This is a genomic window from Akkermansiaceae bacterium, from assembly GCA_017798145.1.
Taxonomy (GTDB): domain Bacteria; phylum Verrucomicrobiota; class Verrucomicrobiia; order Verrucomicrobiales; family Akkermansiaceae; genus Luteolibacter.
In genome coordinates, this window is the sequence record CP059069.1 from 215086 (window position 1) to 236039 (window position 20954).

At 61.0% G+C, this 20954-nt stretch carries 14 protein-coding genes; 9 read left to right on the plus strand and 5 right to left on the minus strand.

All coding sequences use genetic code 11. The features are described from left to right. Positions 1-8 precede the first annotated feature (8 nt). Entirely contained in the window at positions 9-2183 is a 2175-nt protein-coding gene (locus HZ994_00975) for a PQQ-dependent sugar dehydrogenase (GenBank protein QTN30957.1), read from the minus strand. 214 nt (positions 2184-2397) lie between these two features. On the opposite strand from HZ994_00975, the gene cysK reads away from it, so the two are divergent. The 4 genes from cysK (at position 2398) to HZ994_00995 (ending at position 5013) form a co-directional block, all read left to right on the plus strand. Further along, the gene (gene cysK, locus HZ994_00980) at positions 2398-3357 is read left to right on the plus strand and encodes a cysteine synthase A (GenBank protein QTN30958.1); all 960 of its coding nucleotides are present in this window, start codon (positions 2398-2400) and stop codon (positions 3355-3357) included. A gap of 49 nt (positions 3358-3406) precedes the next feature. After that, positions 3407-4018, plus strand: coding sequence for an OmpH family outer membrane protein (locus tag HZ994_00985; protein ID QTN30959.1), 612 nt, complete (start codon positions 3407-3409; stop codon positions 4016-4018). A gap of 7 nt (positions 4019-4025) precedes the next feature. Next, positions 4026-4538 (plus strand): hypothetical protein, encoded by a 513-nt coding sequence (locus tag HZ994_00990; GenBank protein QTN30960.1) that lies wholly within the window; start codon positions 4026-4028, stop codon positions 4536-4538. 214 nt (positions 4539-4752) lie between these two features. After that, complete coding sequence (locus HZ994_00995; GenBank protein ID QTN34286.1) at positions 4753-5013, plus strand: hypothetical protein; 261 nt, start codon at positions 4753-4755, stop codon at positions 5011-5013. Positions 5014-5119: 106 nt separating this feature from the next. Here HZ994_00995 and HZ994_01000 read toward each other — a convergent pair whose 3' ends face one another. Both HZ994_01000 and HZ994_01005 read right to left on the minus strand, forming a co-directional pair. Further along, positions 5120-6439 (minus strand): DUF1501 domain-containing protein, encoded by a 1320-nt coding sequence (locus HZ994_01000; protein QTN30961.1) that lies wholly within the window; start codon positions 6437-6439, stop codon positions 5120-5122. 9 nt (positions 6440-6448) lie between these two features. Continuing rightward, complete coding sequence (locus HZ994_01005) at positions 6449-8500, minus strand: DUF1549 domain-containing protein (GenBank protein QTN30962.1); 2052 nt, start codon at positions 8498-8500, stop codon at positions 6449-6451. A gap of 138 nt (positions 8501-8638) precedes the next feature. On the opposite strand from HZ994_01005, the gene HZ994_01010 reads away from it, so the two are divergent. Continuing rightward, positions 8639-9439: a TatD family hydrolase gene (locus HZ994_01010; protein QTN30963.1), complete on the plus strand. Its 801-nt coding sequence runs from the start codon at positions 8639-8641 to the stop codon at positions 9437-9439. 158 nt (positions 9440-9597) lie between these two features. Here HZ994_01010 and HZ994_01015 read toward each other — a convergent pair whose 3' ends face one another. Continuing rightward, positions 9598-12024, minus strand: coding sequence for a DUF1553 domain-containing protein (locus HZ994_01015; GenBank protein QTN30964.1), 2427 nt, complete (start codon positions 12022-12024; stop codon positions 9598-9600). 171 nt (positions 12025-12195) lie between these two features. Between HZ994_01015 and HZ994_01020 the strand changes: the two genes are divergently transcribed. The 4 genes from HZ994_01020 (at position 12196) to HZ994_01035 (ending at position 19287) form a co-directional block, all read left to right on the plus strand. After that, the gene (locus HZ994_01020) at positions 12196-13056 is read left to right on the plus strand and encodes a metallophosphoesterase (protein QTN30965.1); all 861 of its coding nucleotides are present in this window, start codon (positions 12196-12198) and stop codon (positions 13054-13056) included. Between the two features lie 132 nt (positions 13057-13188). After that, positions 13189-14973 (plus strand): hypothetical protein, encoded by a 1785-nt coding sequence (locus HZ994_01025; protein ID QTN30966.1) that lies wholly within the window; start codon positions 13189-13191, stop codon positions 14971-14973. A 281-nt stretch (positions 14974-15254) separates the two neighbouring features. Next, positions 15255-17708 carry a type II and III secretion system protein gene (locus HZ994_01030; GenBank protein QTN30967.1) on the plus strand — a complete coding sequence of 818 codons (2454 nt, stop codon included), beginning with the start codon at positions 15255-15257 and terminating at the stop codon, positions 17706-17708. Between the two features lie 25 nt (positions 17709-17733). Next, entirely contained in the window at positions 17734-19287 is a 1554-nt protein-coding gene (locus HZ994_01035; protein QTN30968.1) for a hypothetical protein, read from the plus strand. 5 nt (positions 19288-19292) lie between these two features. Here the strand turns inward: HZ994_01035 and HZ994_01040 are convergent, their stop codons facing one another. Continuing rightward, positions 19293-20897 (minus strand): SpoIIE family protein phosphatase, encoded by a 1605-nt coding sequence (locus HZ994_01040; protein ID QTN30969.1) that lies wholly within the window; start codon positions 20895-20897, stop codon positions 19293-19295. Positions 20898-20954: the final 57 nt, after the last annotated feature.

Here is a 20954-nt window from a genome sequence, read left to right on the forward strand (position 1 = left end):
ATGTGCGTTCACTGCGCAGCGACGCGTATCCTGGCGGCGGAAAAACCGGGAGCCTCAGCGGAAAACTCCCATGCGCCGCCCGGCTGTGATTCGCCCTGCGGGGACAGCTTGATGCTTCCTTGCAGGGTCCCCCTTGCCTCGCTAATGCCCTTTGACAGGCCGAGGATGGCGGCGATGAGTTTCCCGGAATCTTCCGGCTTCAGCGCGACCTGGGGTGGCATTGGCACATCACCCCAGACACCACCGCCGCCGGTTTTGAGTTTTCCCGCAAGGTATGCGGCGGCATCCCCGCGCCCGGAATATCTCAGCGAGACATCCAGGTAGGAAGGGCCGACCGATGCCCCGTCCACCTGGTGGCAGGCGAGGCACTGGCTGCTTTTCGCAAGTTCCGCAATGTCTGCGGTGAATTCCGGGCCGCCGGAATCGTGCCCCGTCGGCTCGATGTAGCGGGCGCGGAAGACGATTTGCTTGGCGTCCGGCGTGACCTTGGAACTCACCTTGAATTTCACCTCATCTCCGAATCCGCGGGGCTTCTTGGGGCTATCGATCTCAAGGGCAAGTTGCGGCATTTCCTTGGAGTGATCCAAGGCGATACGCGCGAATGCCCTGGCGCCCTTGTCATCCGTGGCGACTGCGCGGATGTCGCTGAAAACACCTTCCGGCAGCGTCATGCCGGAGCCGCTGCCAAGCTCGCGCTCTGTCACTCCCTCGGTGGCATACCAGGTGACGGTGATCTTGCCGTTCTCCGGGTCTTCCGCCTTGTCGACGGAGTACCCGTTGGAAACCCCGGGAGTCGGCTTGATGGCGAGCGTCGGCGGCTTGTTGCCATCGTCGGGAATGAGGCGTGAGACAGATCCGTTGGTGTTGAAATACCAGCCGGAGCCGTATTCGAGGAGGATGAGGGAGCCGTCCCTGTCCATCTCCAGATCCATGGGGTGGACGAGCTTGTCCATGAGCATGTCGAGTTTTTCCAGTCTCTCATCTGCGGCTAGCTTTGCCTTGAAGATATTCCCACGAATCCAATCGTAGGTGAGCAGCGTACGGTCATCCCCTTTGCCGAGGATGTTGGTCTTACGCGAGGGATCGTGGTAAAACACCGGGCCGGCCATGGCGTTGCGGCCGCCCTTGCCCATGACGGGGAATTCCTGGCTGTCACCATACGGATACCAGATGAGGGCGGCCTGGGCGGGCGGGAGGTCTTTTAGGCCGGTGTTGCGCTGGCCGGGGTTTTCCGGGGCGGAGGGATCGGTCATCTTGCCAACCTTGTTGCCGTTGAAATCCACGATGGGATAGGGCTTGTTGTCCGCGATCACGAATGGCCAGCCATAGTTGCCGGCTTTTTTCGCCTGGTTCACCTCGTCATGGCCCATTGGCCCTTTCGGGGAATCTCCCTTCGCATCGGGGCCTACCTCGCCCCAGTAGAGGGTCTTTGTTTTCGGGTCAATGGAGATTCGGAACGGATTACGGCAGCCCATCACATAGATCTCCGGGCGGGTCTTTTCGGTGCCGGGCTTGAAAAGGTTCCCGGCCGGGATCTCATAGCCCGTTTCGGTCGGCTTGATGCGGAGGATCTTGCCGCGAAGGTCGTTGGTGTTGCCCGCGCTACGCTGCGCGTCCCGTTCCGTGCGGCCTTCGCGATCGTCGATGGGGGCGACACCGCCGCTCTCGAATGGATTGGTGTTATCTCCGGTGGAAACGTAGAGCAAACCGTCTGGGCCGAACTCGACCGAGCCGCCGTGGTGGCAGACCTTGTGCTCGCGCTCGGTGGGGATCTCCAGGAGTTTCAGCTCGGAGGCGGGGTCGATTTTCCCGTCTTTCAGGGTGAAGCGTGAAAGCCTGTTCGCAACGACATCCGGGGCGCTGTAGTAGAGGAAAATGCGTTGGTTGGCTGTGAAATCCGGATCAAGGGCGATGCCCAGCAATCCGTCCTCGCGGGCGTAGTTGCTTTTCGGATCGGAGGAGCGCAATGCTTCGACGGTGATGTTACCGATCTCGAAAATCCCGCCGGTCTGCGGGTTGATGCGAAGCAGCCGACCCTCACGCTCCGCTACGAAGAGATTCCCGTCCGGCGCGATGGCCACTTCCATTGGATCGAGCAGGCCGGTGGCGAGTGTTTGCTTGATGAGCGGGGCCGCAGGGGCTGCGGTGAGGATGGCGAGGAAAACAGCAGGAATCGGGTTCATTTTGGAGCTGTGGAAATATGGCGTTTTTCGATGGGATGGCAATTCGGTTTCCCGGTGTTGCGAAACGGCGTGATATCGCACATGATACTCCCATGGAAACGGGATTCTCTCTTGGGAAAATGGTTTTCCCTCGGCTCGCACGGTTTGCACTGGCGGCTTCGGCCGCGGTTCCTTACAACCTGCCGGAGAATCCACACTGACCCAAGACACCATCATGAACATCGCAGAAAACATGGTTGCCACTGTCGGCAACACCCCGCTCGTCCGCCTCAACCACATTACCAAAGGCCTGGAGGCCGAGATCTGCGTGAAGGCGGAGTTTTTCAACCCCCTCTTCAGCGTGAAAGACCGCATCGGGAAATCCATGATCGAGGCGGGCGAGCGCGATGGCCTGCTCAAATCCGGTGGCCTCATCATCGAGCCGACCTCCGGCAACACCGGCATCGCCCTTGCCTTCGTCGCCCGCTCCAAGGGCTACCGCTGTATCCTGACCATGCCGGAGAGCATGTCGGTGGAGCGCCGCGTTCTGCTCCGCTTGCTAGGTGCCGAAATCGTCCTGACCCCCCGCGCCAAAGGCATGGGCGGCGCGATCGCCATGGCGAAAAAACTTCTCGCCGAAACCCCCGGCGCGTTCGGCCCCGGGCAGTTCGATAACCCGGCCAACCCACAGGTTCACCGCGAGACGACGGCCGAGGAAATCTGGCGCGACACCGACGGCCAGATCGACGCCTTCGTGGCCGGGGTCGGCACCGGCGGTACGATCACCGGGGTTTCCGAAGTCCTCAAGTCCCGTTGTGCCATGAAAACCTTCGCCGTCGAGCCTGCGAACAGCCCTGTCATTTCCGGCGGGCAGCCCGGTCCGCACATGATCCAGGGGATCGGTGCCGGCTTCATCCCGGGCAATCTCAATGTGGGCATCATCGACGAGACCATCCTTGTCAGCAACGAGGACGCCTTCGCCACCGCGCAGGCTCTCGCCCAGCAGGAAGGCCTGCCTGCGGGGATTTCCACAGGAGCGAACGTCTGGGCCGCCATGCAGATCGCCAAGCGCCCGGAGTTCAAGGGCAAGCGCATCGTCACCATCGGATGCTCGTCGAGCGAACGCTACCTTTCTACGCCCCTGGCGGAAAAGCTCCGCGAGGAGTGCGCCGCCCTGCCGGTGCATGAGATCTAGTAGGCTATCGACAAGCCGCAGGATGCGTGCCTATATTCCTTCGGAAACCATGAAATTTTCATTAAGCTTACTGTGGATCGCGCTGACGGTGATGTCACCCGCAGCCTCGAAGCTCGCGGTCGTCCGGGTCACGGACATCTACCGTGAGCTGCCTTCCACGGCGGCGATGCAAAAGGAAATCCAGGGTCAGCGTGATGCCATCCTGCTCAACAAGCGCGCCGAGCAGCTGCGCGCCATCATCGGGCAGCTGCAATTGATCCAAAGCCAGCTCCAGGCGAAAAAGGATGAGTTGGAATCCGAGGACGGCAGGAAGCTGGTGAGGGAATACGAGATCAAGCGCCAGGAAGCGGAAACGCTCAGGCAGGAGTTCGAGAAATTCCGTGAAGCCGAGGACAAGCGCATCAACAGGATGATGGTGGAGGCCATGCGCGCCTCGCTGGGACGCATCATGGGCGCTGCGGAACAGCTCGCGAAGGAGCAGAACCTGGATGGGGTGCTGGATATCTCCGGGAGCTCGAACACAGGCGTGCCATTCGTGCTCTACGTGAAGGATCCTGTGGATTTGAGCGACGGCGTCATCGCCCTGCTTGATGAGAAACCGTTGGACGAAGCGCCAAAAGAGCCCGAAGCTCAGGCAGAAGCCGATAAACCGGAAGGTTAGGAACACCATGGATTTTCAGGAAATCATCAAAAGTCATTTCATCTGGGGCTTGGCCCTCGGATTGCTCGTCGCCGGATTCATACTCAAGAATTCCATCGGAGCAAAAATGGGGCTCAAGCGGGAGATCAGGCGCATCGAGGCGGAGAAACGCGAGATGCAGTCCCACCTGAACACCCAGATGAAGATCACCGCCACCGGAAGCGACTCCCTCACCAAGGAGATCGAGAAGCTCAAGGAGCATAACGAGAACCTCCGTGTGAACCTTGCCGCTCTCCAGAACAAGCCGGACAAGTCCGAGCAGCGTCAGTTCCGCATGCAGGAGATGGCGATCAGCTCCATGCGCGAGCAGGCGCCGGGATTTGCCGGGGCTTGGGAAAAGGCGATGCGCCAGGCCGAGTCCGAGATGGCCTCCGCCGAGAGCGGGTTTTCCAAGCTCGTCCGCAAGGTCGTGCCAGGTCTCGGCTACTCCGGTGGAAAAACCGCCGATGCGCAGGTGGTGGAGAATGTGGAGCCATCCTGACTTTTTCCGGTGCCGGCCTGAAAGACCCCCTGCGCCACAGCGTATGAATGCTTGTCGTTGGAAAAATCTTCAGGGCGGCCACCGCTCAGCGTCTCACGGGCAACCGAAAACGCGGAGCGACGGCGGCCCGAACAATTTGCCTCGCGGTGGAAAGCATTTCCGCCGCGAGGTTTTCGTTTCAAAGCGTCAGAACCCGGTTTAGCATGACCCCATGTTGAGCAAGAAGGAACTCCTTGACCTCCAGTTTATCGATGCCCGTGCGCGGGTGATCGACCTCGCGGCATTTCTCGACCGGATGGACCGGCACAATGGCGAGGCGGATATCCGCCTCGCATATTTCGAGAAAGCCCTCGCTGTGCTCCTGCAGGACAGGCCGGATCGTGCCAAGGCCGTGCTGGAGGTTTTCTCGGACATGACTCCGGAAATCTCCGAGACCGCACCCTTCCAAGGTGCGACGGGTGCGCCGGTGGAGTGAGCGGCGGGAGAAGCGTGATTTTTGAAAAACGCGGTCGGCGAGGGCTGTGAAGTCCAAGGACGCCCACCCATATATTCCGCGATTTCCGAATCGCGGTTCCATTCCCCTATCCGAACAGCGCCCCGATCGGCTTTCCATCCTTGCCGCCCATCTTGAAGGGGCGTTTGGAAGGGGACATTAGGACGAGATCATGTGGGATGCCCATGGCGTGTGCGATGGTGGCGTTGAAATCGGATGCCCCGACCTTGTCCTCGATGACGTTGGATGCGGTTTCATCGGTCTTGCCGTATGCCATGCCGCCCTTGATTCCGCCGCCTGCCATCAGGCAGGAGAAGGCTTTCGGGAAATGGTTGCGCCCCGCCCTGTCGGCGACGATTTTCGGGGTGCGGCCGAATTCCGTGGCAACGACAACCAGGGTTTCCCCCAGCAGGCCTTTTGCGGAGAGATCTGTTAGGAGGGTCGAGAGCGCCTGATCGAGGATGGGGATTTTCTGCTCCATCTGGTCGAAGTTCGAGTCGTGCCAGTCGAAGCCGCCGAACTCCACCTCCACGAATCGCACACCGCGCTCAACGAGGCGGCGTGCGAGCAGTACACCCTGGCCGAAGCGGTCGCTGCCGTAGGCGGCACGGGAGTCGGCGGATTCCTTGGAGAGATCGAAGGCTTCGAGATCCTTGCTGTGCATGAGCTTGACGGCTGAGTCATAGACCTCGCCGTATGCGCGGACTGAGCGTTGGCCGCTGTGGAAGCGGGAGTCGAAATCATGGTCAAGCTCCTCGCGTAGGGAGAGCTGGCGGTTGAAGGATGCATCGTCGGTGTCGCGGCGCATCCTGACGTTGCGGAGGCCTTTTTCCGGATCCCCGATGGGAAGGGGGGAGTATTTCGGTTCGAAGAAACCGCCGCCGGGATGGTTGTTGCCACCGCCTATCAGGACGAAGGAGGGGATGGTTTCGTTGATTGCGGAGGAGAGCCGCGAGACCCATGCGCCGGAGGAGGGGTGGGCGATGCTGCCGCGCTGGGTGTAGCCGGTGTGCATGACGTATTTTCCCTGCTCATGTGCGCCTTGTGTGGTGTTGAGCGAGCGGATCAGGGCGACTTTGTCCATGTGCTTGGCAAGCATGGGAAGGCAGTGGCCGAGCCGGATGCCATCGACGTTGGTCTTGATCGCCTCCGTGGGGCCGCGGTATTCGGCGGGGGCGTCCGGCTTGGGATCGAAGGTGTCGATGTGGGTCATGCCTCCGGACATGTAGAGGTAGATGACATGCTTTGCCTTGCCGCCGCCTGCTTTCACGACGGCAGGGTCTGCCGCAAGGGCGCGGGGGTTGAACAGCTCCGCGGCGGAGCCGGCGATGGTCAGGCCGAAGCAGGTGCGCGCCGTGCGGGTGAGGAAATCCCTTCGGTTGAGTTCGGTGAGTTGGTTCGGATTCATGGCGGAGTTCTACTGTATGAAGATGAAGCGGTTTGACGTGAGCATGGCCCGGGTGAGTTCGCGGAGGGATTCGTTGTCCTTGGCGAGGGGCGCGAAGCGCCGGTTTTCCGCAATTGTGGGCGGGCGCGAGTAGAGCAGCAGGAAGATGAGATCGAGCCGTTCCTCGGGGGATTTCAGGGAAGAGAGGCGGCCCGCCAGGTCGGAGCGCCTGTCGCCGAGGATATCTGTTTCATAATCATTCAGCAGCGCAAGCGCCTGGGGCACCGTGGGGATCGTGTCACCGGAGGAGGGTGTCTCGCGGTCGCTGCCACCGAATTCGCGGACGAGGGTGCCGGGATTGAAAGGGGCGGGCAGCTCGGAGGCGCGGGCGGTGGATTTTCCGGCGCGCTTGCCTTTGCTGCGTGAGTCCATTTCCATCATCGACATGCCCATGGAGCTGAGCGGGTCGCTCTGCCTCCTGAACGCAAGCTCCTTGTTTCGTGCGGTGACAAGCGCTTGGTAGATTTTTCTCCGCTCTTCCGGGGATCCGGCCTTGGCGACCTTTGCCTGGAGGGCGCGGGTCTCGGTCCTCGCCTCGCGGTATGCGGCCTCCGCCTGCGAGGCGGACTCGCCGAGGACGAGAAGGTCGCGGGAATCGGCGGACATGAGTTTCGCGACCGACTGGGTGTAGCTTTCCCAGCGGGATTCGTTGGTATCCAGGGGTGAGTCGTTGATCTCCCCATGGGTGAGGACGACCATGGAATCGTGGATCTGCTCTGCGGACATGCGCTGCAAGGCGGGGCCGCGGACGAGGTGCGGGGTGCCGGGCTGCGGCTCCGTGGGATCGCACTCGCGCTGGAAAAGGTTTGTCAGGAAGAGGATGCGGCAGAATTGGCGGAGATCGTAGTCCACGGCTTTCATGGTGACCTCAAGGAATGCGAGCACCTCGGGATGTGCGGGGTTGCTGCTATCCGTCCAGTCATCGATGGGATCGTGGAGGCCGTGTCCAAAGGTGCGTGCCCATAGACGGTTGGCGATGACCTTGGTGAAAAAAGGGTTTTCCGGAGACGTCACCCATTTGGCGAACGCCTCGCGGCGCTGCTCCGGCGGGACATCCTTGAGCTGGACGCCGAACAAGGTTTCCGCATCGACCTTTTGGCCGGGTGCGCCGTCCTTGTATTGGTAATCTTCTGGCAGGTGCAGGGATTTCGCAGGATCGTCGATGAGGGCGTTCTTGTTGAAGTCGCCGAAGAGCGGGGCGATTGTCCTGGAGATCGTCCTCGCTTCGCTGCGCTGTCTGTCCATCGAGGCGCGGAGAGCTTTCTTATCCTTCTTTGCGCCTTTGCCGCCTCGCTTATCCTGCGTTTCCGGGCGTGTGTCGGCAATGACCCTGCGGACGGTTTCCTTGGCATCCTCGCTGCGGTATTCGAAGCCGCCTCCGAAGGCCGCCATCCGGTAGTATTCCATCTGGCTCCAGTCATCGAAGGGGTGGTCGTGGCACTGGGCGCAGCCGATCTGGCGGCCGAGGAAGACCTGCATGGTGTTGCTGAAATTATCCAACTGCATGTTGCGGTCTCGCAGATAGTAGCCGACGGCGGGGTTTTTCGCCGTGTGTCCGGTTGAGGAGAGCATCTCCCTGACGAGAACGTCCCACGGCTTGTTCTCCGAAAGGGATTTGCGCAGCCAGACATGCCAGCCGAGGCCGAACTGTTCCTGCCTTGTCTGCAGGCGCAGGAGATCGCCCGCCCAGTTGAAAAGGTGGCTGTCGAAGCCGGGCGAGGAGGTGAGCGAATTCACCAGGGCGGCTCGTTTGTCCGGTGACGGATCGTCCAGGAATGCCCGGGCTTCCTTCTCGCTTGGGATACGCCCGATAATGCCAAGGTAGGCGCGCCGGAGGAAGGTGCCGTCGTCGATGCGGCCGGTGGGCGAAAGGTTGGCTGCCTTGAGATCGGCGGACAAAAGGTGGTCGATGCGCGCCGCGGCATCAAGTGCCTGTTTTTCCGTCAGGGTCTTTGCGGATGTGGACGCGATGCCGAATGCGACCAGCGGAAAGAGGGCGAGTGATTTTCCAATGAAAAGCATGGGATAGCTTCGATAACACCACCGACGGTGGAAAGTTTCATTTTTACGCGATTTTCGTCCTAGGGAGAGGGCTTGCAATCGGCTGCAAGGGGCGTGAAGGTTGGAGCAAGAGCGGTTGTCCCGGAATTCCAAACACCCATGCGCTACATCGAACCCCACGCCCACATGGTCAGCCGCACGACGGATGACTACGAAAAGCTCGCCATCGCAGGCTGCGAGGCGCTCTGCGAACCGGCTTTCTGGGCGGGCTTCGACAGATCTTCCGCAGACGGTTTTTACGACTACTTCCGCCAGCTCACGGAATATGAGCCGAGGCGCGCGGCACGCTTCGGCATCAGGCATTTCTGCTGGCTCTGCATCAATCCCAAGGAAGCGGATGATCCGGGTTTCGCCCGCGAGGTCATGGCACTGATCCCGGACTTCATCGAAAGGGAAAACGTGCTGGGGATCGGCGAGATCGGGCTGAACAAGAACACCCGCAGCGAACTCCAGATCTTCGAGGAACACGTCCAGATCGCCCTCGACCACGACCTTCCTGTGCTCATCCACACCCCTCACCTTGAGGACAAGCTCAAGGGTACGAAACTCATCATCGACTCGCTGGCTTCCTTTTCGAAGCTGGACCGGTCCAAGGTGATCATCGACCATGTCGAGGAACACACAGCCGGGCTGGTGCTTGATGCCGGTTTCTGGGCGGGCATGACCCTGTATCCGGAGAGCAAATGCACGCCGAACCGGGCCATCGACATCCTTGAGATTTTTGGCAACGAGCGGATCTGGATGAACTCCGCCTGCGACTGGGGTGTTTCCGACCCCATGGCGGTTCCGAAATGCGCGCTTGAAATGAAGCGCCGGAAATACAGTGCGGAACAGATCGCGAAGGTGGTCTATGACAACCCGCTCGAATTCCTCCGGCAGTCACCGCGTTTCAACCTTTGAGCCATGCGCCTCAGGCTTCCGGACTGCCGCGATGTGGCAGCCAGTTCCTAGTGAGACAGGTGCGGGGTGTTTTCTCGCCTGGGTGCTTGTTGAGGGGGATACCTATGGCGTTGCCCCAGGCTAGGCCAGTATGAGATGCCCAGTTGGGCATGGGGGGGCTAGGGCACAAATCGGAATTCGTTGCAGTTGAGCAGTGCCCAGCGGAGGTCAGCCATGCCTTCGTGGGGGTTTTCGGAAAGGAGCTGGAGGGCTTCGGATTTTTCCTCCGGGGTGGGCAGGCGGGTGAGGATTTCCCGGTAGGCGAAGTCGATGGCCAGTGCGGTGTCTTTTTCGAGGACGCGGTGGATCGGCTCAAGCGGCCCGACGCGGGATGCCTCGTGGGTCATGCGGCCGTTGAGCATCATGAGTTGCTGGCGGAGGGAGGATGAGGGATCGCGGAATTCGCCGAGCCCGGTGCGGGCGGGCTGGCCGAAGACGCGGAGGAAGTGGGCGGGCGGCGCTGGCGTCGCCATCCGCAAGGCGCTGTCGAAGCGCGGGTTGTCGTCCACGGTCTCGGTGACGGTCTCGGTGCGGAATTTCATCACCCTTTGATCCCTCTCTTTCTGCATCGCAGCCATCTCGCGTGCCTTGATCTGCTCGTCGGATTCCTTTCGCATCGTATCAAGCTCGTTGCGTTCGTCGGCGGAGAGGATGGAGTTGAAATCGAGTTTCAGCGAGGATTCGAGGTCGTAGCCGTCGCCGCGCATCTTGGGTGCGGCGGCTTCCATTACGGGCGCTGGTTCCGCGCCGTTTTCGGCCATGATGTATTCCCCGGTCGGCACCCGGATCTCGCGGCTGATTTCCTTGTTGTTCGCTCCGGCGGGCCATTTGAAATCCTCGAGGTGCCCGGCAATGACGATGCTGTCGTAGATCACCTCGCCGAGCATTCGGCGGGCCGGGGCGGCGGTGAAATTCCTCTCGCTCAGCTCGCGGATTGTCAGCGGCACCTCGGCGGTGAGCTGGGAGCGGCGGTAGGCATCGGACAGCGTGATGATGCGGATCAGGTGGCGGATGTCGAAGCCGCTGGCGGTGAACTCATGGGCGAGGAAATCGAGGGTGGAGGCGTGGTTGAGATCGACGTACGGGGAAAAGTTGTCGAGCGGCTCGACGAAGCCGCGGCCGATGAGTTCCGCCCACATGCGGTTTACGAAGGCGCGGGCGAAGAAGTCGTTGCGGGGGTTGGTGATGAGGCCGGCGAGCTGGTTGCGGAGTTCGCTGGCACGGTAGATGTCGCCGTGGACATCGAGCAGGCGGCTTTCCTTTTTCGCTTCCTCCAGAACCTCGTTTTGCCTCCGCCCGACCGTCGGGCCGGGGGCGTCGAGGAGGGCGTCGAGCTCTGCGTTTGCATCTTTGCCGGATGATTTATCCTCAAGCGCCGTGCGGGCTTTCTCGAAGCGGGCGATGTGCGGCGGGGTCTCTTTGACCGCAGCAGACTTGAACGGGAAACGAGGTCGGACGGCTTCGCGCTTGCCTTCCTTGGCCTTGTCCTCGGGCGGCCACATGACCGCCATGGTGTCGCCTTCGGTTGCATAGACCATGCCGCGGTCGCGGTTGCCGACCTTCTTGGTTTTCCCGAAGAACGCGGCGAGGTCGTAGAAGTCTCGCTGCTGCCAATCGTCGAAGGGATGGTCGTGGCACATTGCGCAGCCCATGCGGACGCCGAGGAAGACCTGGGCGGTGGCGGCGGCGAGTTCCATCGGGTTCACGTCGTCGCCGAGGATGAAGCCTACGGCGGGGTTCGAGTTCGCGCGGCCGGATGCGCTGATGAGCTCTCGGGCGATGAGGTCGTAGGGTTTGCCTGCGGCGAGGGAGCCGTTGACGTAGGCGAGGAGCTGGTTGCCGCCCTCGATGTCGGAGCGGATGCGGAGCATGTCCGCCATGAAGATGGTCCAGCGGTCGGCGTAGCGCTTGTCGGAGAGCAGGCGGTCGATGAGTTTTTCCCTGCGGCCTTCGCCCATTGCCTCGAAGGCACGGATCTCATCCATCGTCGGGATGCGGCCGATGATGTCGATGGTGGCGCGGCGGAGGAAAACGGCATCGCCGACGGGCGGGGTGGTGATGGCCTCGGATCCTGCGTTTTCCCGGGCGAGTATGTCATCGATGATGTTTGCGGCGTCGGCGGCGGAAACGGGGATGCGATCCGGGATGGGGACGCGTTTCACGGGGGCTGGCTTCTGCTCGGTGAGGGTTATGCCTTTCGGCCAATGCGCGCCTGCTTTGACCCATTCATCGAGCAGCGCGACCTCGGCGGGCTCAAGGGCGCGGCCTTCGTCTGGCATCACGCCCTCGTCGATGGGGCGGAGGTGGATGCGGACGAGGAGCTCGCTGGCGGCGGGATCGCCAGGGACGATGGCATCGGCGGTGTCGCCGCCCTCCATGATCAGCTCGTGGGTGTCCATGCGCAGGCCCCCCTTGGTCTTGTCCGCGTTGTGGCAACGCACACAGTTCCGCTCGAGGATGGGCTGGATGTCTTTCACGAAATCCGGCGCTGCCGTTGATGCCTGCATGGCTAGCGCTGTGAGGGCGATGATTCGTGGGATGTGCACTTTCGGGATGGGAAATATGGTTTGCTTGAATCCTACCTGGTGGCGGATGGAAGGGAAGATGATTTTCCCAAACAAGAGGGCTTTAAGTGATTACGGCGGGATTTGAGGGCAATTTGCACAGTGATGGTTTTTTCCGCTTTTGTTGATCGGAAGTAGGGTTAGCCTAGCCTGATGAAACGCAGGGACTTCATCCGGATCACATTGCCGATCGCCCTCGCCGGCAGGGCTGCAGGCGCAACTTCGGAAACGCCGGACCTCACCTTCGGCGTCATCGCGGATCCCCAATACGCGGATGTGGAAACACACGGCAGCCGTTTTTACCGGAACTCGCTGGCAAAGCTGGAGCATGCCATCGCGGATCTCAACACCCGCCCCCTGGATTTCACCGTCACCCTCGGCGATCTCATCGACCGGGATTTCAAGAGTTTCGGTTCCGTCATGCCGATCTATGAAAAGCTGAAATCGAGGCATTTCCCAATTCTTGGGAACCATGATTTTTCCGTGGAGGACGGGGAGAAAGGCAAGGTGCTTGCGGCTCTTGGAATGGAGAAAGCTTACCACTCCATGGTCATCAAGGGCTGGCGTTTCCTTTTCACCGATGGAACGGACGACGCGATCTGGCGCTACCCCGCCTCTGATCCGCGCACGCTGGCCGCCAAGAAGCCATATCGGAATTCCGGGATCTGCGCGGAGCAGATGGCATGGATTGCAGAGGAACTCGCCGCCGCCAAGGAATCCGGCCAGCGCGCCATCGTCTTCAACCACTACCCGGCATTTCCCGAAAAGGGGCCGAACATCACGAACAGCAAGGAACTCGTCGCCCTGATCGGGAAACACGGCAACGTCGCGGCCTACATGAACGGCCACCACCACGCCGGGAACTACGCGGAAAAGGGCGGCTGCCACTACGTGAATTTCAAGGGCATGGTGGAAACCGAGAAGGAAACCGCCTACGCAACCGTCAGCTGCTACTCAGACCGCCTCGTCATCGAGGGGATGGGGTTGGAGCCTGGCCGTTCCCTCGGTGCGTGAGCCGGGACAACTCTCCGCAATAGGCAGGCAAGGGATCCGGAAACCCGGTTGCTCGCAATCCGCCGCCAGCATTCCCCTTACGCGGGAATTGGCTGGACGGGGCGGGCTACGCTGATATTTTCAAAAACACACATGTCAGACATTCACCATCGCGTTTCCGGGAAACTTGTCGTGGCATGTTTCATCGTCGGTTTATCCGGAAATGCGCTCGCCCTGAAGGATGCGGAAAACCAAGGCCGCTGGAACCAGCCGTGCAAGGATGGCCCGGACAAGGAGGTGCCGGGCTTCCTTGTGAACATGGGCCCGACGGGTGCCCGGGGCGTTCTCAGGGAAAGCTCCTACGTGGTCGGGCATGTTTTCAGGAAATCCCCTGCGGCAGGCGTGCTGGAGATCGGGGACGAGGTCTATGGCGCGAACGGGAAAAGGTTTTCCAAGCACACCTTCGGGGGCGGCCACCACGGGATCGAGGGCCCCATGCAGGATCTCGGGCTGGCCATCGAGGACAGCGAGGGTGAGGACGGCGTGCTTAGGCTCATGGTGGATCGGGGCGGGGAGAAGCTGGAGCTTGCAGTGCAGCTTGAGGCGCTCGGGCGCTTCGCCGACAGCTTTCCGGTGGACTGCAAGAAGACCGCGATCCTGCGCGACCGGGCCTACGGGTATCTCATGGATAACCCCGGCGGCCTCGATTCCCAGGGCCGCTGCATCGCGACACTTGCCCTGCTCGGATCCGATGACAGCAAGGTGCAGCGAGCAGGAAAGAAAATGGCGCTGGACTGGAACAGGCCCTACGGCCCGGAGACGTGGTCATGGCACCTCGGCTTCCAGGGCATCGCCCTTGGCGAGTATTATCTCCTCACCGGAGACAAATCCGTCCTGAAAACCATCGAGCACACCATGGGCCTGTTGGGCGAGGCCCAGTGGAAGGGCGAGATACGCCACTGGAAGTCGGAGCAGATCAAGGGCATAAACCAATCGCTCATCGACAAGCACCAGGCATTGTATGAGGGCGGTTTCGGCCATGCACCCTATTCCGTCATCGTCGAGCGCGGCGGCGGCGGCTACGGGCCCATGCAGTGGCCGACCTGCCTTGCCCTCATGACATGGCAGCTCGGGAAACAATGCGGCCTTGAGGTGGACGGGGAGGCGGTGGAGAGGAGTTTCACTTTCCTGGACTACGGGACGACAGCTGCGGGCAGCATCGCCTACGGCGGCGAGTTCACACTGAACAACGGGCCTGTCGATTGGGACAAATGGAAGGCCAGCACCCGCAACGGCGGCTCCCACAAATCCGGGCTGGGCTACCTCGTCCACCTGCTTTCCCCAGAAAGGAGCGAATCGAAAAAAACCATGAAGCTCCACCTTTCAAACATCGACGCCGCCTACAAGGACATGCCTGACGGCCATGCCGACGCACTCATGGGTCTCACCTGGGGCTGGGCCGGCACCTTCGCATCCGACGACAAGAAGCTCAGGAAAAAGGTGGCCGACTACTACAAGGCTTGGATCAACCTCGCCCGCTGCCACGGCAGCGATTCCTATGTCATCCTCCCTGGTCGCGACTACGCGGATCTCGCCTACTACCGCGGCAACATCCGCAACCACACCACTGCGGCCGTGGCTTTCCTCTACAGCTACTCGACCCCCAAGCTCAGGATGCACGGCGCGGACGGAACGGAAGGCGGCACACCCCGGGAAAGCGCAGGCCGCCTGCCGGATCTTCCATATGGCGAAATCCGCAGCTTCTACAACGCCGACCGCAGCAAATCCTTCGAGGGCAGGCTGGTGGTCTTCGATCCATCGGTGGGTCTGGTGCGGGTGCGGCTTGAGAACGGCAGGATGATCGACTTCGAGTTCCTTTCGCTCAGCAAGGAGGATCAGGCCTACGTCATCGGGCACGGTGAAAAGGACGAGGACTGAAAGTTGACGCTTGACCTTATGCTGTTACCTTGAACAGCATTCGGGATGGACTTGTTTGGATACTTTGGATTGCGCTGGAAACTGAGGATCATCGAATGGAGGCGGAGACTCAAGAGGCAAGTCCGCAGATTCCGGAAACCTGCGGGACGGCGGCGCGAGGAGCAGCTCGACTTCGGATGGTGATCGGGCGGTTTCCCGGCTGTTGCCGGAAAGATGAATTTTCCCGGATTTTACGCTTACCCTTTGGATGCCGGGCGGCTACAACCTTTCAAAACCTCCGCATGGAAATCCCTTTTCTCACGAAACACACGGGCCGCATTATCGCGGTGGCGGCTCCCATCCTCTTCGCTGGAGCCCTTCTGGCACAGGATGGGACTGCGCTGGCAGGAAAGGAACTCGAAAAGCGGCTGGCGCTTGTCCAGGAAGGGCAGATGTTTTTGGAAAAAGGCGATGATGCCTACAATGCAGGGAGATTCCAGGATGCGACGGATGCCTACTCCGCCGCGCGCAGTGCGTTTCCCGATGCCCCGGCGACCGCTGACCTGAGGGATGCCGCGACACGGCGACTGATCCTCGCAAGCGTCGAATACGGTCGCGAGCTTTCACGAAAGGGCGATGTCGCCGGCGCAAAAGCCGTGGTGGAAAAGGTTCTCGATAAGTCCGTCGCGCCCGACGATTCCTACGCCCTGGCCTTCCGCTCGCAGCTCGACGATCCGATCAGGACAAACCCCGCCCTGACCAAGGAGCACGCTGAGGATGTGGACGAGGTGCGCAGGTTGCTCTACACCGCCCAAGGGGCTTATGACTTGGGCAAGCATGACGAGGCCGGGAAGCACTACCAGTCCGTGCTGCGCATCGATCCTTACAACAAGGCCGCACGCCGTGGAATGGAGCTCGTCGCATCCGCGAAATCCGATTACATGGATTCTGCCAGGGATCATGCGCGCGCTGAGACGCTGGGCGAAGTGGACGCAGCCTGGGAGCTTGGCCTTGCTCCGGATCTCGTAGTGCCCGCTCTGCCAGACCTTGTCTCCGGCGGGGGCGGCCAGGCGGGATTCGTCCCCGTGTCGAACAAGCTCAGCCGCATCATCGTCCCCGAGTTCCGCATCGTGCAGGGCACGCTGATGGAGGCGGTCGAACTGCTGCGGCTGCGTGCCACGGAGAATGACAAGCTCTCATCGGATCCGGCGCAGAAGGGCATCAACATCACTGTCAATCTCGGCGATCCAACAGTTTCCCCTGCGAAGGAAATCCTTGCCAAAAACTTCGATCTCCAGGTGGCGAACGTCCCGGTTGACGCGATCCTGAAATACCTCACGGAAATCAGCGGAACGACATACCGGACAGACGATTTCGCGGTCACGATCATCCCCGCCGGATTCCAGTCCGACGAATTGATGTCCAGGGTATTCAGGGTTCCCCCCGATTTCCTGAGCAACCTCTCGGCGGGCTCGAATGCGGAAAAGCAGGAGAATGACATTTTCAACACGGAGGTCGGCAATGGCGGGCTCTTGGCGGCACGTATGGGCGCGCAGGAAGCCCTCGCTCAACAGGGGGTCACTTTTCCCGATGGTGCTTCCGCCATGTTCAACGCCGCGTCCAACACCCTCCGGGTGATCAACACCGCAGGGAACCTCGACATCATCGCACAGATCATCGACTCGATCACACAGACGGAGCCGGTTTCCGTAGCGGTGCGCGTCACCATGCTGAAAGTGCAGCAGGATCGCCTCGAGGAACTTGGCTTTGACTGGATGCTGGACAACTTCGGATTCGGAGGCAACAGCTGGATACCCGGAGCCGACAAGCTGAACCTGACCGGCGGCACCACCAGCAACGGCACTGCGATCACCGACATAGCCCCTTTGCCCGGCGCGACCTTCCCGACAAACCCGATCACGGCAGGGAACCGCAGCGGCAACGGAGCCTTTGCCGAGCAATCGATCGACGCCCTGATCGCCGCAGGCAGCACTGGCGGCAGGCAGTCCACCAACCGCGCTCCGGGTGTCCTCGGCCTCAACGGCATCCTAGGCAACGCGACCGTCCAGGTGCTCATGAGGGGACTCAACCAACAGAAAGGCGTTGACCTGATGTCCCAGCCATCCGTCACGACGCGCAGCGGGCAGGCGGCATCGATACAGCTCATCCGCGAATTCATCTACCCGACGGAGTACGAACCCCCGGAGCTGCCCAATTCCGGAGGCGGAACCATCGCGATCGATCCTGCCGGTAACATAACCGCCGTCGCCAACACCGCTCCGAACATCGTCATTCCGGCCACCCCCACCGCTTTCGAGAAGCGGGATGTGGGTGTGAGCCTTGAGGTGCTGCCTGTCGCCGATGCGAACAGGCGCTATGTGGATGTCACGCTCAACCCCGTCATCACGGATTTCGACGGCTTCGTGAACTACGGCAGCCCGATCAACTCTACCTCGCAGGGCTTGGCCGGCCCAGTGACTGTCACGCTGACGGAGAACCAGATACTGATGCCTGTCTTCAGCGTCCAAAGGGCAAACACCAATGTGGTCGTGGCGGACGGCTCAACCATTGTCATTGGCGGGCTTCTGAAAGACGAGATCGCAAACCTTGATGACAAGACGCCGATCCTGGGCGACATCCCTGTCGTAGGGCGGCTTTTCAAGTCAGAGGGGAAGAGCCAACGATCCATTGCCATCGTGTTCCTGGTGAATGTGGAACTGCTCGATCCTACCGGACGCCCCTACAGGGATCGCTGATCCCGCCACTTCTTCCACACCCACCATGCCAGAGCCGAGCAGCGAGCAAGAGAAATACACGATCGACGAAATGATGGATCGCCTCAAGGGGCGCGATACATCCGGCAAAAGCCCCGAGCTGGTGACCCGCCCGGATGGCAGCCAGGCCATGAAGGTCAAGAAGCGCAGGAGGCGCACCAACCAGGCCGTCAACAGCGAGACGAAGCGCAACCATCGCGTCCAGATCATCCAGATCGCCGGATTCGTCGTTGTCGTGGTGCTGCTTTCCCTCGCTGTGGGCATCGGTGTCCTGTATGCCAACAGCGCATCTTTCCGCGAGTCCCTGCTGGGGAAAATGGAGGATGCCAGCGGAGCCGAGATGAGCCTGACCCAGTTCCGCATGAATCCGGCCAATGCGAACGCGAACGCTGCCAAGCTTCTCTGGCCGGGCGGCAACGCCCTCTCGGAGATCACCCTTGGCAACATCACAGCGAAGATCTCCCCCTCGAGTTTCCTCGGAAACGAATTCGGCGGTGAGGAAGTCGTGGCCGCCAAGGGGACTCTCGTGCTGGCGGCACCCACGCAGGGAGAACCCGCGCGCCACAAGCCGGGTAGCGGCGAGATGCCTGTGAAGTTCCGGAGATATTCGGTACCGTCGCTGGAAGTGTTTTTCGGAAATGCTCCCGGAAACCGCCGTTACCTGAAGGGTACGGAAGCATCCTTTTTCCCAAGCACCGCGGCAGGCCAGGCGGAGATCAGGTTGCTCGGCGGCTTGCTTGAGTTCGATGGCTGGCCGCTTGCCGCGCTGGACCGGTCCTACATCAAGGTCAAGGGAGGGTCGTTCCAGATCCAGAGCATGAGGTTCACCGTGCCGAAGGCCGCCAACGAACGAAAGCCGGAAAAGGGCTTTATCGATTTCTCCGGTAATCTCAGGCCTCTGGAAATTGGAGCGACACACACGATCGAGGCGAATGTCCGCGAGATGCCCCTCCCATATCTTGCGGGTGCCGACCTGGGTCGCTTTTTCCTCGGTACCGTTGACAGCAAGGAGATCCCGGACTCGAATTTCCTAACCATTCCCCCTGACGAGGTGGAGCAAGCGCTGCTTGACCTGACGCTTACAAATTCGCTCGACTCGCGCATCGACCTCGGAGGCTTCCGGTTCCTTTCCCAACTCGCCAAAGCCCTTGACGACCGTTGGTATGAGTTCCCCAACTTCACGGACAATGTGGGCATCGTTTTAAAAAGGCGCGGCGGCGAGGTGAACCTCTCCGAAATCAACATGGTCAGCCGCGGGCGAATGGCCGTGCGCGGCAACGTCTCCAACGGGAACGCCGGTGCCATCACGGGCACGCTCCGGGTAGGGATTCCCGAAACCACGGTCGCGGCTTCCAAGAACAAGAGGCTCGATCTGCTTTTCGGATCCCTGCGCGAAGGATACCGATGGGTCGATATCGAGGTCGGCGGAACATCCGCGGTACCTGCGGACAATTTCCTGGAACTCTACAACAAGGCAGCCGAATCGCCCCGGGAGGAAGAATCCCCAGCCCCGAAACCGGGGCCTGACAGCTTCGAGGATCTCATCGATGGCGGGGAATAGGCTTCTCAGCCGTCTCCGCGCAGGATCTCTATGCCGAGCAGGCAGACATCATCGTCGAAATGGTGGCCCTCGGAAAAATCCAGGACGGTGTTGAGGATTTCATCCAGCCAACCTTCGAGCGGTTTCCCGGCATTCCCCGCAGCGATTCCGAGCAGGCGCTTGTCGAGGAACTGCTCGCCTACCTCGTTCTCGGCCTCAAGGACGCCGTCGGTGAAAAGCAGGAGCCGCCGTATCCCATCCAGGGACATGGCGCTGCTGGGGTAGCTTACCTTGGAAATCAGGCCGAGTGCGGGCCCCCGTTCCTTTTTTCCGGAACATAGCTGGAGGCTTTTCCCATCGCCGGCGGGCCACGGGCCGGGGTGGCCGGCGCATGAGTATTCGAGGGTCAAGGCCCCAAGGTCTATGATGCCGTAGAACGCGGTTGCGAACATCGTCACGTTCGCCCGCTGGAGTATGGAGGTCAGCCCCAGGTTCATGGCAGTGAGGAATTCCCCTGAGCTGCGCCCCTTGACATTCTGGGTGACGATCAGCCCGCGCAGCATGGAGACGATGAGCGCGGCGCGGATGCCGTGGCCCATCACATCGCAGATGAACACGCCGAAGCGGTTGGCACCGAGAGGGAGCACCTCGAAGAAATCGCCGGCAAGGCCGGAGATGGGTATGTAGCGGGAGCCGAAGGTGAGGTGGTTGCCTTCCGGCGAGGTGGCCTTGGGGAAGCCGGTTGTGGTGAGCGCCTGCTGGATCTCGCGGGCCAGCTTGAGCTCCTCCTCGTAGGAAGCGTTCTTCTGCTGGAGTTCGTTGGCGAGCTCGGTGGCCTGGTTCTGCGCCAGGACGAGTGATGTCACGTCGCTGGATACCCCGAAGGTGCCCTTGATCATGCCCGCCTTGTCGCGCCATGGGAACTTGGAGGTGACTACATAGGTCTCGCCGCCCTCGCGCCAGGTCTCGCATTCCAGTTGCCCTGTCATCGGCACGCCGGTTTCCATGATGCGTTTCTCATCCGCCGCCGCCTTCTCCCAGTGGGCGTTTGAAAAAAGATCCCTATCGTGTTTGCCGGCCATTTCCGCGCTGGAGGCGAAGCCATGGTATTCCACCATGCCCCTGTTCACCATCACCATCCTGGAATCCTTGTCCTTGAAATAGATCTGCAGCGGAACGTGGTCGATGAGCGTCCTTAGGAGATGGCGCTCTTCCTCGATCTGGGCTTCCGCCGCCTTGCGCAGGCTGATATCGATCATCGACCCGGCGATACGCAGCGCATTGCCTTCGCGGTCCCTTACGACCGTACCGCGGATGCGCAGCCACCTCCAGCCGTTGCCGCCGGTCTGCACCCTCGCATCCACTGCCAGCGTTTCGGGTCCGCCCGGATCAAGTGCACCGGCAAGAGCACGGACGAAGGCCGGGCGGTCCAAGTGATGGACGGGAAGGTGGGGTGGCAGGAAAATGTTCGGCGCGGCGGACGCTGTGCATTCCAGGAATTCCAGGATGCGGCGTGAGTAGAAAATGGACTTCTCGCCTGTCATCCAGTCCCAGATGCCCTCGTTGGAAGCCCGGAGGGCGAGTTCGAGTCGGTCGGATTCCAGGTCTGGTTTGGCGGGTTTTTCTGACATAGCATGTAGTGCCGGATCTCCGGATGACGCCGACTATGGAGTGCAAGCGGCCGCTCC

Coding starts and splice junctions, on each gene's coding strand:
- HZ994_00975 (QTN30957.1), bottom strand. CDS start 2,183: ATGAACCCGATTCCTGCTGTTTTCCTCGCCATCCTCACCGCAGCCCCT.
- cysK (QTN30958.1), top strand. CDS start 2,398: ATGAACATCGCAGAAAACATGGTTGCCACTGTCGGCAACACCCCGCTC.
- HZ994_00985 (QTN30959.1), top strand. CDS start 3,407: ATGAAATTTTCATTAAGCTTACTGTGGATCGCGCTGACGGTGATGTCA.
- HZ994_00990 (QTN30960.1), top strand. CDS start 4,026: ATGGATTTTCAGGAAATCATCAAAAGTCATTTCATCTGGGGCTTGGCC.
- HZ994_01000 (QTN30961.1), bottom strand. CDS start 6,439: ATGAATCCGAACCAACTCACCGAACTCAACCGAAGGGATTTCCTCACC.
- HZ994_01005 (QTN30962.1), bottom strand. CDS start 8,500: ATGCTTTTCATTGGAAAATCACTCGCCCTCTTTCCGCTGGTCGCATTC.
- HZ994_01010 (QTN30963.1), top strand. CDS start 8,639: ATGCGCTACATCGAACCCCACGCCCACATGGTCAGCCGCACGACGGAT.
- HZ994_01020 (QTN30965.1), top strand. CDS start 12,196: ATGAAACGCAGGGACTTCATCCGGATCACATTGCCGATCGCCCTCGCC.
- HZ994_01025 (QTN30966.1), top strand. CDS start 13,189: ATGTCAGACATTCACCATCGCGTTTCCGGGAAACTTGTCGTGGCATGT.
- HZ994_01030 (QTN30967.1), top strand. CDS start 15,255: ATGGAAATCCCTTTTCTCACGAAACACACGGGCCGCATTATCGCGGTG.
- HZ994_01035 (QTN30968.1), top strand. CDS start 17,734: ATGCCAGAGCCGAGCAGCGAGCAAGAGAAATACACGATCGACGAAATG.
- HZ994_01040 (QTN30969.1), bottom strand. CDS start 20,897: ATGTCAGAAAAACCCGCCAAACCAGACCTGGAATCCGACCGACTCGAA.